The organism is Turicimonas muris (assembly GCF_002221595.1).
Classification (GTDB): Bacteria; Pseudomonadota; Gammaproteobacteria; order Burkholderiales; family Burkholderiaceae_F; genus Turicimonas; species Turicimonas muris.
Genome location: NZ_NHMP01000004.1, coordinates 145,595 through 159,859, shown reverse-complemented (window position 1 = coordinate 159,859; position 14,265 = coordinate 145,595). Strand labels below are relative to the sequence as shown.

The 14,265-nt window shown below is 44.0% G+C and carries 13 protein-coding genes; 7 read left to right on the top strand and 6 right to left on the bottom strand.

The window, feature by feature from the left end; translation table 11 throughout:
• The first annotated feature begins 186 nt into the window (after positions 1-186).
• The 4 genes from secA to ADH67_RS07765 all read left to right on the top strand — a co-directional run bounded on the left by secA (position 187) and on the right by ADH67_RS07765 (position 5,474).
• Entirely contained in the window at positions 187-2,889 is a 2,703-nt protein-coding gene (secA, locus tag ADH67_RS07780) for a preprotein translocase subunit SecA (RefSeq protein ID WP_066595131.1), read from the top strand.
• A gap of 79 nt (positions 2,890-2,968) precedes the next feature.
• Positions 2,969-4,198, top strand: coding sequence for a bifunctional glutamate N-acetyltransferase/amino-acid acetyltransferase ArgJ (gene argJ / locus ADH67_RS07775; RefSeq protein WP_066595129.1), 1,230 nt, complete (start codon positions 2,969-2,971; stop codon positions 4,196-4,198).
• A gap of 6 nt (positions 4,199-4,204) precedes the next feature.
• Positions 4,205-5,086, top strand: a complete 882-nt coding sequence (locus tag ADH67_RS07770; protein WP_066595127.1) for an ATP-binding protein — start codon at positions 4,205-4,207, stop codon at positions 5,084-5,086.
• Positions 5,076-5,474, top strand: a complete 399-nt coding sequence (locus tag ADH67_RS07765) for a (deoxy)nucleoside triphosphate pyrophosphohydrolase (RefSeq protein ID WP_066595125.1) — start codon at positions 5,076-5,078, stop codon at positions 5,472-5,474. Before ADH67_RS07770 ends, ADH67_RS07765 begins: the two co-directional genes overlap by 11 nt.
• Here the strand turns inward: ADH67_RS07765 and ADH67_RS07760 are convergent.
• The 3 genes from ADH67_RS07760 to coaE form a co-directional block, all read right to left on the bottom strand.
• Positions 5,461-5,691 (bottom strand): DNA gyrase inhibitor YacG, encoded by a 231-nt coding sequence (locus ADH67_RS07760; protein ID WP_169711908.1) that lies wholly within the window; start codon positions 5,689-5,691, stop codon positions 5,461-5,463. The two genes, ADH67_RS07765 and ADH67_RS07760, sit on opposite strands and share 14 nt — an antisense overlap.
• Positions 5,692-5,696: 5 nt before the next feature.
• Positions 5,697-6,470 carry a cell division protein ZapD gene (gene zapD, locus ADH67_RS07755; RefSeq protein ID WP_066595122.1) on the bottom strand — a complete coding sequence of 258 codons (774 nt, stop codon included), beginning with the start codon at positions 6,468-6,470 and terminating at the stop codon, positions 5,697-5,699.
• 151 nt (positions 6,471-6,621) lie between these two features.
• Complete coding sequence (gene coaE, locus ADH67_RS07750) at positions 6,622-7,233, bottom strand: dephospho-CoA kinase (protein WP_066595120.1); 612 nt, start codon at positions 7,231-7,233, stop codon at positions 6,622-6,624.
• A 222-nt stretch (positions 7,234-7,455) separates the two neighbouring features.
• Between coaE and ADH67_RS13495 the strand changes: the two genes are divergently transcribed.
• Positions 7,456-8,208: a 4Fe-4S binding protein gene (locus ADH67_RS13495; protein ID WP_066595117.1), complete on the top strand. Its 753-nt coding sequence runs from the start codon at positions 7,456-7,458 to the stop codon at positions 8,206-8,208.
• 67 nt (positions 8,209-8,275) lie between these two features.
• Here ADH67_RS13495 and rbr read toward each other — a convergent pair whose 3' ends face one another.
• Together rbr and ADH67_RS07735 are read right to left on the bottom strand one after the other, a co-directional pair.
• Complete coding sequence (gene rbr, locus ADH67_RS07740) at positions 8,276-8,815, bottom strand: rubrerythrin (protein ID WP_066595116.1); 540 nt, start codon at positions 8,813-8,815, stop codon at positions 8,276-8,278.
• 95 nt (positions 8,816-8,910) lie between these two features.
• Positions 8,911-9,996 (bottom strand): RloB family protein, encoded by a 1,086-nt coding sequence (locus ADH67_RS07735; RefSeq protein ID WP_158212632.1) that lies wholly within the window; start codon positions 9,994-9,996, stop codon positions 8,911-8,913.
• Between the two features lie 306 nt (positions 9,997-10,302).
• Here ADH67_RS07735 and ADH67_RS07730 point away from each other — a divergent pair, with 306 nt between their 5' ends.
• The gene (locus ADH67_RS07730) at positions 10,303-11,781 is read left to right on the top strand and encodes an argininosuccinate lyase (RefSeq protein WP_066595113.1); all 1,479 of its coding nucleotides are present in this window, start codon (positions 10,303-10,305) and stop codon (positions 11,779-11,781) included.
• Between the two features lie 25 nt (positions 11,782-11,806).
• Positions 11,807-13,150, top strand: a complete 1,344-nt coding sequence (gene dcuC, locus ADH67_RS13290) for a C4-dicarboxylate transporter DcuC (RefSeq protein ID WP_066595112.1) — start codon at positions 11,807-11,809, stop codon at positions 13,148-13,150.
• Between the two features lie 50 nt (positions 13,151-13,200).
• On the opposite strand, the gene ADH67_RS07725 is transcribed toward dcuC, so the two are convergent.
• Entirely contained in the window at positions 13,201-14,163 is a 963-nt protein-coding gene (locus ADH67_RS07725) for a LysR family transcriptional regulator (RefSeq protein WP_066595111.1), read from the bottom strand.
• Positions 14,164-14,265: the final 102 nt, after the last annotated feature.

Genomic DNA, 14,265 nt, shown 5'->3' with positions numbered 1-14,265 from the left:
CAAATGGAATCATTGCGTTACGGAAATAGTTAGAAAAGATTTTTTCAACAAGTTTTATCAATCATAGTTAAATTCACATTTACCGACAAGAAGTAGCAAGATAGAGTGTAAAATCACCGAGTTTATATGTGAGAAATCGGGTGTCAGGGTTCTGTGTTGACGCCCTCAATTAAAAGAGAATACTGAATGGCTAGTTTTCTGACGAAGATTTTTGGAAGTCGCAACGACAGACTTATCAAACAATATCGCCGTAAAGTTGAAGAAATTAACAAACTCGAACCTTCAATTAAGGCTCTGAGTGACGAAGAATTAAAGGCCAAGACCGTTGAGTTCAGGAAAAGACTTGCTGACGGAGAAACCTTAGACAAGCTTTTACCTGAAGCCTTCGCTGTAGTAAGAGAGGCCAGCTGGCGCGTTCTAGGGATGAGACATTTCGACGTACAGCTCATCGGCGGTATGGTTTTGAATGACGGCAAGATTGCTGAAATGAGAACCGGTGAAGGTAAGACTCTTACTGCAACTCTAGCCGTCTATTTGAATGCTCTGCCCGGCAAAGGCGCACACGTCGTTACTGTTAACGACTATTTGGCAAAGCGTGACGCTGAATGGATGGGCAAGGTTTATAACTTCTTGGGCATGTCGGTCGGTACCATTCTCTCTAACCAGCCGAATGCAGAAAAACAGGCCGCTTATCAAGCAGATATTACTTACGGAACCAATAACGAATATGGTTTCGATTATCTGCGCGACAACATGGAATATGACGTCAACGCCAGACGCCAAAGAGGTCTCTTCTTTGCAATCGTCGATGAAGTGGACTCCATCTTGATCGACGAAGCAAGAACACCACTGATTATTTCTGGTCCTGCCGAAGGCAAGACAGACGTTTATGTCCAGATCGATAAGATTCCGGATCAGCTGACTCGACAGAAAGAAGAAAAAGGCGAGGGCGACTATTGGGTGGATGAGAAGGCTCATACCGTTCAGTTGTCTGAAGCCGGTCACGAAAAAGTTGAAGCAATTATGAGCAGAATGGGCCTTCTTCCTGAAGGACAAAGCTTGTATTCTCCTCAGAACATCATGCTTCTCCACTATCTCAATGCAGCATTGAGAGCTCATACAATCTTTATCAAAGATCAGCACTACGTCGTTCAGAACGGTGAAGTCATTATCGTTGACGAATTTACCGGCCGTTTGATGCAGGGCAGAAGATGGTCCGACGGTCTTCACCAGGCGGTTGAAGCTAAGGAAGGCGTGAAGATCCAACAGGAAAACCAAACTTTTGCCTCCATTACTTTCCAGAACTACTTCCGTATGTACGAAAAGCTCTCCGGCATGACCGGTACTGCTGATACGGAAGCATACGAATTCCAGGAAATTTACGGCCTGGAAACTGTTGTTATTCCGACTCACCGCCAGATGATTCGTGATGACCAACAGGATAAGGTTTACAGAACTGCAGCTGAGAAATATAAAGCTATTCTCGATGACGTCAAAGATTGCTACAAACGCGGACAGCCGGTTCTTGTAGGTACTACATCCATTGAGAATTCTGAGCTCATCAGCCACATGCTTGACAAAGAGGGCATTCCGCACAATGTTCTGAATGCTAAGCAGCATGAAAAAGAAGCTCAGATCGTGTTAGAAGCCGGTCGTCCCGGTATGGTCACCATTGCTACCAATATGGCTGGCCGCGGTACCGATATCGTGCTTGGCGGCGGTATCAGCAAAGCTGTTTCCGAAGTAGAAAACAATCCGAATCTCACTGCTGACGAAAAGAAAGCTCAGATTGATGCCATCAAGAATCAATGGCAATTGGATCATGAGAAAGTAGTTGCCCTCGGCGGTTTGAGAATTATTGGTTCCGAGCGTCACGAATCAAGACGTATTGATAACCAGCTCAGAGGCCGTTCCGGCCGTCAAGGCGACCCGGGAAGCTCCAGATTCTATCTTTCTATGGAAGATCCTCTCTTGAGAATCTTCGCCGGTGAAAAGATGCAGGCTTTGATGAACAAACTTCGTCTCCCTGAGGGCGAAGCTATTGAAGCCGGTATTGTTTCTCGTTCTATCGAAAGCGCCCAGCGTAAGGTTGAATCCAGAAACTTCGATATTCGTAAACAGCTTCTTGAATACGACGACGTTGCCAATGACCAGCGCCGCGAAATCTATGTTTTGAGAAATGAAATTCTTGAAAACAAAGATGTGTCCGGCCCGGTTAAAGAACTCAGGGACGGCTTCTTCACTTCTTTGTTCCGCAGCTATGTCCCGGAAGACACAGTTGAAGAACAATGGGATCTCGACGGTCTTGAAAAAGTGCTTAAGGAAGAATGGAACCTTGATCTTCCGCTGAAAGCTACTCTTGAAAAATCTGAAAGTTCTGACGATCAAGAACTTTTGGATATGGTTATTAAGGCCTCTAATGAGGTCTATGACGGTAAAGTTGCTTTGGTCGGTAAAGAGGCATGGCAAGAATTTGAAAGAAATGTTCTTCTTCAGTTCTTGGATCAGCATTGGAGAGAACATCTCAGCCAGCTCGATATGCTTCGTCAAGGCATTCATTTACGCGGCTATGCTCAGAAGCAGCCTAAGCAGGAATACAAACGCGAAGCGTTCGAATTGTTCAGTGCTCTTCTCCAGACTGTCGGTGAGGATGTCACAAGAGTTCTGATGAACGTTCAGATCCGCCAGCCGACTCCTGAAGAACAGGCCCAGCAACAGGCTATGCAGGCTCAGGAAGCTCACGTTGATGAGTCCGAAGGTCAGTTGAAGGGACCAATGTTCGAACAAGAAGCTGAGGAAGCAGAGAAATTTGCTCATGTAGGCAGAAATGATCCTTGCCCGTGCGGAAGCGGCAAGAAGTTCAAAGACTGCCACGGAAAACTGAAATAATGGTTTTTCTTTAAGAAGCCGGCCTTATGGTCGGTTTTCTTTTTATACAATAAAAAGATCACTTTAAAAAGGAAAAAACATGGCAGTCAATCTTAAGGCTCCCGTCGCTGAAGACATTCTCCCGGTTTCCGGGGTGGTTCTAGGAACCGCTGAAGCTGGTATCAAGAAAGTTGGCAGAAAAGATTTAATGTTGATGGAACTAGCTCCCGGATCAAAGGTCGCTGGGGTCTTTACAAAGAATCGATTTGCAGCCGCTCCGGTACAGATTTGCAGAGAACACTTGCTTGAGACTAATGACATCCGAGCAATTGTGGTTAACACAGGATGCGCTAATGCCGGTACCGGTTTGACCGGTTTGCACGATGCAGAAGAAACCTGCCAGGCCGTGGCTGATATCTTTAACACGCTTCCGATTAAGGTTCTTCCTTTCTCAACAGGCGTGATCATGGAACCGCTGCCAATGACAAAACTTTTGACCGGTATCCCCAAAGCAGCTCAGAATATGGGCAGAAACAATTGGATTGATGCTGCCAGAGCGATCATGACAACGGATACGGTGCCAAAGGCTGCTTCCAAGAGAGTTGAGCTGGATGGGGTTGAGATTACCGTTACTGGCATCAGCAAAGGTTCAGGAATGATTGAACCGAATATGGCAACAATGCTCGGCTTTATTGCTACAGATATCGGAATGTCTGCTGAGCTCGTTCAGGATACAGTTCGTGCTGTTGCAGATGCTTCATTCAACCGCATCACAGTGGACGGCGATACTTCAACGAATGACTCCTTTATTCTTATTGCGACCGGCCGCGCGGATTGCCCTCCGATTGAAAGCGATGAAGATCCTAGATACAACGATCTTCTTGATTCTTTAATTGAAGTGGCTCAGAAATTGTCTCAGTCCATGATTCGAGACGGAGAGGGTGCTACTAAATTCATTACGATTACTGTTGACGGTGCAAAGAACGAAGCGGAAGCTCTTAAAGTGGCTTACGCTATTGCTCACTCTCCTTTAGTCAAGACAGCCTTCTTTGCTTCCGATCCTAACCTCGGAAGAATTTTGGCTGCGGTCGGAAACTCTCGTATCGATGACTTGGATGCCAATAAGATTTCTTTATGGCTTGATGACGTCCTTGTTGCCAAGAATGGAGGCCGTTATGCCTCTTATCGAGAAGAAGACGGCCAAGCCGTTATGAATAAGCCGGAAATCTTCGTCACCGTCAATCTCGGAAGAGGAGAAGCCAGCGAAACAGTGTGGACAACTGATCTTTCTCACGATTACGTTTCCATTAATGCCGATTACCGCAGCTAATTGTCTATGAGCCAAAGAAAAGAGTTTTATGAAAGGTTTGGTCACTTCATTGAAAAGATCGAACCTCTTCTGCCCTCTTCTCCTGATGAGATTGACTGGTCTAAACCAGCCTTTCGTTGGAGACAGAAAAGTTATTTCGGCGTGGAATTAGGAACTCTGGAACCTATCGTAGAAGTAGCTTTCGTTGATCCAAAAAACATTCAGAACGTCGAAAGACAGAAGGAGATCCTTTTATCGAATACCGAGCAGTTTGTGAAGGGACTGCCGGCAAACAATGTATTGCTGACGGGTGCAAGAGGAACCGGAAAGTCTTCATTGATTCGTTCGTGTTTGTCTAAGTTCTATCCTGAGGGCTTGCGTCTGATCGAAGTCGATAAGGCGGATCTGAAGTATTTGGGAGAAATAACAGCTTTAGTTCGGACTCGCCCGGAGAAGTTCATTATTTTCTGTGATGACTTGTCCTTTGAGCCCGGAGAGGCGGCTTATAAGGCTTTAAAAGCGATTCTTGACGGTTCTATCTCGGCCTCGAGCGAGAACATGATTATCTATGCAACTTCCAACAGGCGTCATTTAATGCCTGAAAAGATGCAGGACAATTTGGCCTGCGGCATGGATGAAACTGGATTAATTCATCCTGCGGAAACGGTGGAAGAGCAAATGTCCTTGTCCGAAAGATTTGGACTTTGGCTCAGTTTCTATCCTTTCAGTCAGGAGGAATTCCTGAGGATTGCAGAAGGTTGGACAAGACACTTTAATGGGCCAATCAATGAAGAATGGAAGGTAGAAGCTTTGCAGTTTGCCTTACAAAGAGGCTCTCGCTCCGGCCGAGTCGCTTATCAGTTCGCAAGAGATTGGACCGGCAGAAATAAGCTGAAGAATGACAAATAAGAAGTTTACGGAAGTTGTAGTTGCGGCACTAATCAACAAGGAAGGAGAAATTCTTCTTTCTAGCCGTCCCGAACCAAAGGTTTACGCAGGTTACTGGGAGTTGCCGGGCGGTAAAGTTGAAGAAGGGGAGGATCTTGCACAGGCGCTTTCCCGAGAACTTGAAGAAGAGTTAGGAATAATTCCTAAAGATTTTAAAGAGGTGGACTGCGAAGAATTTTCCTATCCCCACGCAGATGTTCGCCTGCATTTTTTCAGATGTACTGACTGGGAAGGGAGCATCACTTGTAAAGAGGGACAGGACTACGGGTTCTTTTCTGAGAATAATCTTCCTGCTCCCATTCTACCGGCAACAGTGCCCTTGTTGCCTTCTTTGATTAATGCTCAATAGATTTTTTGGTATGGATTTTCCCTTTTGCCAAAGAATCTTTTGAGATATCCAGATCATCATCGCCTTCAATGGGACGTCCGTGAATTACGTAATCCTCATTAGCCCATGCGCCTAAATCAATAATTTTGCATCTCTCACAGCAAAATGGGCGCCATGGGTTCTTATCTGAATACTCAGTCATTTTTCCGCACTGCGGACATTTAACTTGAATAGCCATTTTCTTTAAATATTGCAGATTCCCAATTTAAACGGAATATCTTGAGAAATTGCGCCGGTGACGGCGGGTTTATTAAAAGATACCGGGATAAAGCGTACGGAGAGCATGTACCGGTTTGCAGAGACTTTCGGAACAACCTCGTATTTTGGGTCTACGTAAATTTGCAAAAGTGTGAAGGTTTTGCCCTGAAGATCTTTCTGATACCCACCTTTTTCAGCAATTGCTTCGGTAACTTCAGCACTTCCTCTAAGAAGTTTAAGAATTAGGTCGATCCCTTGGTGATAAGGTTTTAAGGGAGTTATCCAGCCTTGAAGGTCGGCTTTTCTTCTTTCTGCCGGTAAATTAAGCCAATGGTGGTATATAGGGAGATCAAACTCGCATGTGCCGGCAGGAATGGAAGATCGCTGAGCGAGAAGCTTAAGGAATTCGTTTAAAGTCGCTAAATGAGAGATTCGGATTCCGACACTAGTAAGAGCGGAGCGGCAAGCCTGAATCTCGTTGAGAGTGTTCTTAAGAGAAGACTGATCGACATTTGGACTGGAGGCAAGAGGAGACAAATAGACTCTAAATCTTTCTAATTCCTGCAAAATATCATTCTTTTGATCTCCTCGGTTTGTTACTTCTTGGATTTCAAAATATTTTCGTATTGCAGCCTGATGATCTTGCGGGAACTCCTGTTCGGCAAACCATTCCAATTGTTTAAAGAGATAAGAAAGTCTCAGAAAAGTACGAGTCTTTTCTGTAGACGGAAACTCATATCTCAAAAGATCATTACTCATGTGTTCTGTGACCCTATGCACCACTTAATAATTTAGCATACCGCTAGGACTAAATATTAAAAATCAAGTCGCCGAGCATATAAATAAAGTGAATCGATAAAGCTTCGCATTCTAAATAACAAAAGTAAGACAGAAGTAAAGGTCGTCTCATTTAAACCGATTTTGAGCAGGCTCCAGATAGCTTTAAATAGATTTGGTGTAAGCGCAGAATCTCTTTTTTGAGGTACTCTCTCTCTCCGTAATTGAAAAGCACATCGTCTGCGAAAGATAGTTTGTCCCGAATTGAAGACTGGCTATTGATGATTTTTTGTATTTCTGTCGGTCCAAGTCCGTTTCTAAGTTCCACTCTGCGGATTTGTTCTTCTTTCGGACAGTCCACTAAAAGAATTCTATCGCAAAGCCGGATCCAACTTGAATCTTTATTCATCAAAGGGACAGCGAGGATGGAGTAGGGGCCGTCTAAGTTTTGAATTTGACGTTTAGCTTCTTCACGGATAAGAGGATGCAGAATGCTTTCGAGTTTCTTTCTTTCATTGGATGAGTTAAAGACTTTTGTTCTCATAAATTTTCTATCCATGCTTCCGTCAAGGGCAATAGATTGCGGGCCAAAGTTTTCTAAGATCAAAGAAATTGCACTTCCGCTCGCAGCTGTTAAATTCTGAGAAATAACATCGGTATCAATAATTTTTATGCCAAGCTCCGCAAAAAGATCGGAGACCGTTGTTTTGCCAGATCCGATTCCGCCAGTTAGTCCGATTAACAAAGCTGCACCTTAGATGTTTAGATAGTTGACTAATTGTAGTCGAGGGAAAACGGGATGGACCAGCAACGAGTTCTCGTAGGACCGGCACTCGCTGAAGAGTAAGGAGAAAAGCGGCCTATGGCTCTCTCAATCCTGATAAGGAAATCAGCATCTGCACTCTTCAATACAAGGATTTTCTGAGAAAATATCAATATCCTCAACCCTTAGATTAAAAAACAAAATATGCTCTACTGCCTTTACTATAGCCCGTGCGGAAGCACGCAAGAGTACGCCGTCAAGGTTGCCGAGACCCTCGGCCCGAATCCTATTTACGTCGATCTAACACGTTCTGATGGACGTCTCGACTTTCAGAGAGAAGACATTGTTATTTTTGCAGCGCCGGTTTACGGCGGACGGCTTCCGGTTCCTTTGGTAGAAAAGTTAGAGCGCATGCGAGGCGATCAATCACACGTAATAACTATGGTTGTTTATGGAAATCGAGCTTATGACGATGCTTTATTGGAACTAAATAGCATTCTTGTTGGTGACGGCTTCGAGGTGTTCGCCAGTGCTGCGTTTGTGGCCCGACATGTTTTCCATCCGGAGGTTGCTGCTGACAGACCGGATAAACAAGACTTCCAGGAAGCAGAGGCGTTTGCTAACCGCGCAAAATACAAATACGATGAGATGGATTACTCTGAGCCAAAAGTGCCTGGCTCAAAGCCATATCGAGAATTTGCCGGAATGCCGGTGGCACCGATAGCTGATCCAGCCTCTTGTTTCAAATGCGGGACTTGCGCGACCAACTGTCCCGTTGGAGCCATTTCAAAAGAAGATCCGACTCAGACTGATGCCCTGAAATGTATTGATTGTATGCGTTGTGTGCAGAACTGTCCTAGTCAAGGAAGAGTTCTTCCGCAAAAAGTGCAGGAAATGCTCTTAGCAAAACTTTCTCCTTTGGCCGGAGTGAGAAAAGCTAATGAGTTTTTCTATTGATTAACCAAACAAAAGGCCGACGGTTATTCGACTCGTCAGCCTTTATTCTTAATTCAGAACTGTTGAATTAGAAGTTCTTTTCCTGCAATTGGAAGTAGGCTTGCGGGTGGCTGCAAACCGGGCAAACTTCTGGAGCTTTTGGGCCCATTACCAAGTTGCCGCATTCTCTGCATTGCCACATAACGATTTCGCTTCTTTCAAATACTTTCTGCATTTCGATGTTGTCGAGAAGCTTCAAGAAACGTTCTTCATGGTGCTTTTCGATGGCGCCAACGCCGCGGAACTTAGCTGCTAATTCAGGGAATCCTTCTTCTTCAGCTTCTTTTGCGAATGTATCATACATATCGGTCCATTCGTAGTGTTCTCCGCCGGCAGCGGCTTTGAGGTTTTCAGCTGTGTTGCCGATACCTTGCAATTCTTTAAACCAAATCTTAGCGTGAGCTTTTTCGTTGGAAGCAGTTTCTTCAAAAATGGCAGCAATCTGCTGGAATCCTTCTTTCTTAGCTACGCCTGCAAAATAGTCGTATTTGTTGCGGGCCTGTGATTCACCGGCAAATGCTGTCCAAAGATTCTTTTCAGTTTTTGTTCCTTTTAAAGACTTAGTCATGAGTTCTCCTTAGTTCGAAAGAAGTAGTTAACGGTTGGCTCATTCTACACGCTCGGCACCAAATCGTTAATACGCAAATTAGAGTATAGAAGTAATCAATTGGGAAAGTAGTTTTTGATAATTTCCGGTTTTGTTTTTTGAGAGATGTTTGTGAGGAGTTTTTTCAAGAAACACACCATAAATTCTGAATTGTCGTCGCTAATTGTTTTAGAGCTTTGCACAGTACCTGCCAACGTCTTGAAACGATTGAATTCCTTTGTTGACCATTGAGAAGGAGGAGCTTTAATTTTCTTCGGGGCAGGTTTCGCGTTGCTCAGCAATTTCAAAGCTGCAGTACGAGAATAAGGTGAATATTTAATCAAGCGCTCAATTAGAAGCGGCATGGCACTTCCATGTTGAGCCGGATTAGTTCTGTTTTTACAGTTGTTCAGTGCGAATGGAAGATGAGGAGAAAAACGATGGAAAAGATCCGGCGAAGTTTTGCTATAGCCTCTAGACTGAGACCTGAGTTTGGCAAAACAATCCTCCGGAGAGACTTGAGACTGGTATGTGACTTGCGTAAGGACATTCTCAACGTGATCGCCTTTTCCAGTTTCAACCCAAGATTTCCTTTCAATTTCTTCTTTTTGTGTTCGAGGCAGATCTTCGTCTTTAAATTTTTTACTGTGAAGTAAGAACCAATACTCAATGCATGGATTAGACCACGCTAAAAAGATCCCATCGGAATTAATTTTGGGCATTTCAGTCAGACTCTTGTAGCCTGGATGATCGTCTTTGTCGAAGACAAACCAGAGTTCCTGGTTAAAGTCATGCTTGAATTGCTTTTGCCAAAGGAAGTTATTTGTAGCCGGGATAAATTGAACTTTTGGATCGCCGCCATTGTAAGAGGAGATGGCGACATTATTGGTAAGGCCGAGGATTTTGATAATCTCCGAAAGATAAATCAGCTCGGTTTTTCCTTCGCAAAGAATGGTGAGAAACGGTATTTTCTTTTGTTTGGATTTCCATTCTCGAATAATCTGTCGTCGAATTTTCTCATCTTCCGTTTTCCATTCGAATTGATATTGTTCTTCCAGGTTTCCTTCTGACGGACAAAAGGAAATCTTGCAAAAAAGGTCTGAGCCCGGCTTTGTACTAGAGTAGACGTGGTAAGAGTTGTTGTTATTTTTCTTGAATCGCATAGGAGGTCCTTTTTCTTTATTTTGGTCACCCCTTGCGACAAATAATGTCAAGCACACGTTTAACTCTTCTAGATATTTCCCCTTATATGATGAAAAAATGCATATAGTAAGGATGATAAATTCTTCACTAAATAATTTTCTTAAGCTTCGTATGTTTGATTTTCCCATGAATATCAAAAGAAAAGAACAATAAATAATTTTGTTTCAAGAATTATTTGAAGAAATATTAAACATTTTATTGTTTAAAAAATCATCGCAATTATGGGCTCCTCAAATTAGACTGAAGAAAAAAGTTTGAGGTACCTTATGACAAATTCTCGAATTCCTTGGGGTCCTGACACGTTAGGACCAACTAGTGAAGAGGCAGCTAATGAGACCTGGCAGTATTGGCAAAACAGGATAAACAGAGCCTCTCTAGTGATGTTAAGTGAACAGAAAATTCTTTCTAAGGAGCAAACAGAGAAGATTGCAGAGGCACAGCGAGAAGCTGAGAGAGAGTTGAATGCGCCTGGGACTGCTCCAATTTTCGATATCATGCCTCTGGAGAAGCTTCTAATCAAACATTGCGGGCAGGAAGCTACGCTCATCCATACCGGAAGAAGTCGTCAGGATATTTTTGCCACACTCAACCAAGCACGTTTACGAAGAGCAGTTCTCGACACTTTTGACAGACTGAACAAATTAAGAAGGCAACTGTTAGCAGTTGCGGAACACAATGTAGAAACATGGATGCCGGCCTATACCAACGGTGTACAGGCAATGCCTATAACACTAGGTTTTTATCTCTGGGCATTTTTGGAATCGTTCGAAAGAGATGCGGCCAGAATCAAAGAGTCCTGGGTGCGCGTAAATCAGTGCGCACTTGGAAGCGGTGTCCTTGCTTGTTCAGCATGGCCTCTTTCAAGAGAAAGATTGGCCGAGTTACTTGGATTTGATGCTCCTATTATCAATGGATTGGATAGCAGTCAAGTAAGCCTTTTTGACGTTCCATTAGAAGCGGCTTCAATTGCATCCAATATCGCCGTAAGAATAACGGTATTAATACAAGATTTAGCTCAGCAGTATTCGCAGACGAGGCCTTGGATTATGTTGGATGATTCGGATGCTTATGGCTCCTCGGCAATGCCTCAAAAAAGAAATCCAGGAATCTTAAATAAGACCCGCGCGAGAGCCTCTGACGTAATTGGTGCTTCTACAAGTGCATTTTTTAGGGCCCATAACCTCAATCTCGGGATGTATGACAACAAGGAAAGCGTGCTTGAAGATAATGCCAAGGTGTTTTCTTTGGCTGTGTCTATGTTGGCTCTTACTACCCAGGCTTTTTCCATGCTTCGCATCAATAAAGAACGTGCCTTAGAGGAATTGGAAAATGACTGGACATGCACCATGGCATTGGCTGAAGCTCTTCAAATGCACTACCAGGTGCCTTTCAGGGTCGGGCACAACTTTGCCAGTGATGTGGTGTCAAAAGGTCGCAAAAACGGTTGGTTACCTAAAAATATTCCTTTCGAAACGGTTCGAAAAAGTTATGAAGAAATAACAGAGAAATTGGAGGGAAAATCCCAGCATCTGCCACTTTCCGAGCAGGAGTTCAGAGGCTATCTCGCACCTGAAAATGTTGTGAGGTCTCGCGTTGGAACCGGAGCTCCTTCACCTACAAGTACTTCTAAAAACTTAGTTTCAATTGCCAAACAACTCGAGCAGGATGAGCTTTGGCTAAATAAGAAAAAGAAGGATCTCTCAGAGGCAGCAATCAAATTAGACGCAGAGTTTTCAAAGTTATAAACCTAATAAATCTCAGGAGATACATATGATCTGGATTGGATTAGCAATAGTTGTCGTTACTTTTTGGCTCATATATAAGAATTATGAAGCTCGTCTTGTTTTGTGCTTATCAGGCATTGTGATGGCTTTGATAGGGCAATATGTTTGCGGATCAAATGTCACATTAAGCACTGCTGTTGACGCTTTCATCAAACAGCTGGTAAACGGTGGTCTAGTGCCGACCATTGTAACAGTGATGGGCTTCGGATATGTCATGACATTCACAAAATGCTCAGATCACTTAGTCAACTCTCTGGTAAAGCCGTTGAAATACGTACCGGCGATTGTTATTCCCGGCGCAGTATTAATTACGTGGGTGCTTAACATCGTTCTTCCTTCTGCGGCCGGGATTGCCGCGGCTGTCGGTGTGCTGCTGGTACCGGCTCTAATCGCACTAAAAGTTAGGCCTGTCATGGCAGCATCTGCTGTTTTTGCTGGAACATGGGGATCGGTTGTAAGCCCGGGTTTGATGTTTAATCCCCAGATTGCTGACATTGCATTCAAAGCAAAAGAGATTGGTGCTCCTGATGCGATGATTGTTATTATGCAAGAGTTTTTGCCCTGTGCAATTGGCGCACTAGTCGTTGCCGCCGTGCTCGCTCTGATTTGTATGTTCTTGAAAGAAGGTGTGGGCTCTACTCAGTTGTCTTCCGCAGGAGACGCTTTAGAAGGAGGACTGGCAGAAGAAACCAAGAAGGATTTCAAGGTAAATCCTATCTACGCCGTTGTACCTGTTGTTCCTCTTGTTCTTCTTGTTTTGGCCTCAAAGCAAGTAGGCGTATTACCCACAAAAGTATTCTCGGTTCCGGTTTGTATGCTTATTGGAACAGCTATCGGTTTGATGGTTGCCATTATCAACAAACAAAAAATAGGCGATTGTTCCAAGCGTTTCTGCCGAGGCGCTGGAGACGGATTCTGTGATGTTGTCATCCTTATTGCCGCTGCCGCATTATTTGCTGCCGGTATGAAATCTATTGGCCTTACTGGAGCATTAGTTGACTCAATGAAGGGGTCTCAGTCAGTGGCCATGTTCGCTGCAGCAGCAGGCCCATTTGTTATGGCCGCGATCTCCGGTTCTGGAAATGCCGCTGCCTTGGCTTTTAACGAGGCTATTACTCCGCATGCAGCAGATTTCGGCTTAACTATTGTGCAGTTAGGCGCTGTTGCCCAAATTGCTGCCGGTCTCGGCCGCACCATGTCCCCAGTGGCAGGCGGCGTAATTATTCTTGCGGGATTAGCCGGAGTTAACCCAATGGAAATTGCCAAACGAACAGCGATTCCGGTTATCGTCGCCTTAGTGGTCACAACCTTCTGTATGTTTATGTTTTAAATTATTCTCTTTTTGAAAGCCTGAGCCGTCAACTGAAGCTCTCAGGCTTTCTAGTAAACAATAAAGGGAAATTTTTCTTGGACAAGCCTCTTCTGTTCGCCCTCTATTTCTCTTCTTCTCATTACATACCAATCGATAAAGGTTTGAACTCTTTTTAGTTTGTGAGCTTCTAAGGTTGTTCCAATGTAATTATCAAGATTGGGAATATGCCAGCCGTTGAGTATTGGAACCAATTTTCCGGCAAGAATTTCTTGGTAGCAGTGATGCAGAGGCATGTCCAGCACTATTCCGCAGCCTTCCAGGGCTGCTGTTTTGGCTAACAAAATATTGTTAAATCGAATTTCGGATTTCCAATGGATTGTTTCTTGGAGAGATCCTTTGACCAAGGCGGGAGAGAGAGGCCGGACTTTGCCGTTATATATCACTCCGGCGTGATCCACGAGTTGAGTAGGCGATGTTGGAGAACCATAGCGTTCCAAATAACTTGGCGCCGCACAAGGAATGAAAAGAGAGCGAGTTACCCAGTGTTCAACGAGGTGCGGATTATTGTTTGGTCCGTAATAGAGCATGACATCGCTTTGTCCGAACATTATGGCTTTTGGATCATCGTCACCTATGACATCAAAAGTCACTTTTGGGTGCAGCTTTTGGAATTCGGCAATCAATGGAACGATTTGAGTTTGAAGGAATCCTGGCATAGCTCCGAATCTAATGTTGCCGATGGATAGCTGTTGGGAGGTAGTTAAGTCAACGATAGTTTTATCCAGAGATTCCAATAACGGTAAAATCTCTTTTCTTGCTTGGGCGCCGGCAAGAGTTGGCTTTGCGGTTCGTCCAATTCTTTCCACCAGCTCGCAACCGACTTCGTTTTCCAAGGCCTTTATCATGCGAGAAAGTTGTCCTCGATCGACCCCAGTCTCATCAGCAACGCGACTTACGGAACCTTTCTCAAAAACTTTAAATAATAGCTCCCACATTCCCAAATGTTTGGACTTCCATTGATTTGTTAGCATGAAACACCGTAGGATAACCAAGAACAAAAAACATTCTAAATCAAAGAGTCTTTTGCACAGGAATATAAGTATTAATTGATTGGGTCTTTTTTCATAATCTCA

Excerpts from the sequence above, each read along its gene's own strand:
- secA (WP_066595131.1), top strand. The coding sequence starts at position 187 with ATGGCTAGTTTTCTGACGAAGATTTTTGGAAGTCGCAACGACAGACTT.
- argJ (WP_066595129.1), top strand. The coding sequence starts at position 2,969 with ATGGCAGTCAATCTTAAGGCTCCCGTCGCTGAAGACATTCTCCCGGTT.
- ADH67_RS07770 (WP_066595127.1), top strand. The coding sequence starts at position 4,205 with ATGAGCCAAAGAAAAGAGTTTTATGAAAGGTTTGGTCACTTCATTGAA.
- ADH67_RS07765 (WP_066595125.1), top strand. The coding sequence starts at position 5,076 with ATGACAAATAAGAAGTTTACGGAAGTTGTAGTTGCGGCACTAATCAAC.
- ADH67_RS07760 (WP_169711908.1), bottom strand. The coding sequence starts at position 5,691 with ATGGCTATTCAAGTTAAATGTCCGCAGTGCGGAAAAATGACTGAGTAT.
- zapD (WP_066595122.1), bottom strand. The coding sequence starts at position 6,470 with ATGAGTAATGATCTTTTGAGATATGAGTTTCCGTCTACAGAAAAGACT.
- ADH67_RS13495 (WP_066595117.1), top strand. The coding sequence starts at position 7,456 with ATGCTCTACTGCCTTTACTATAGCCCGTGCGGAAGCACGCAAGAGTAC.
- rbr (WP_066595116.1), bottom strand. The coding sequence starts at position 8,815 with ATGACTAAGTCTTTAAAAGGAACAAAAACTGAAAAGAATCTTTGGACA.
- ADH67_RS07735 (WP_158212632.1), bottom strand. The coding sequence starts at position 9,996 with ATGCGATTCAAGAAAAATAACAACAACTCTTACCACGTCTACTCTAGT.
- ADH67_RS07730 (WP_066595113.1), top strand. The coding sequence starts at position 10,303 with ATGACAAATTCTCGAATTCCTTGGGGTCCTGACACGTTAGGACCAACT.
- dcuC (WP_066595112.1), top strand. The coding sequence starts at position 11,807 with ATGATCTGGATTGGATTAGCAATAGTTGTCGTTACTTTTTGGCTCATA.
- ADH67_RS07725 (WP_066595111.1), bottom strand. The coding sequence starts at position 14,163 with ATGCTAACAAATCAATGGAAGTCCAAACATTTGGGAATGTGGGAGCTA.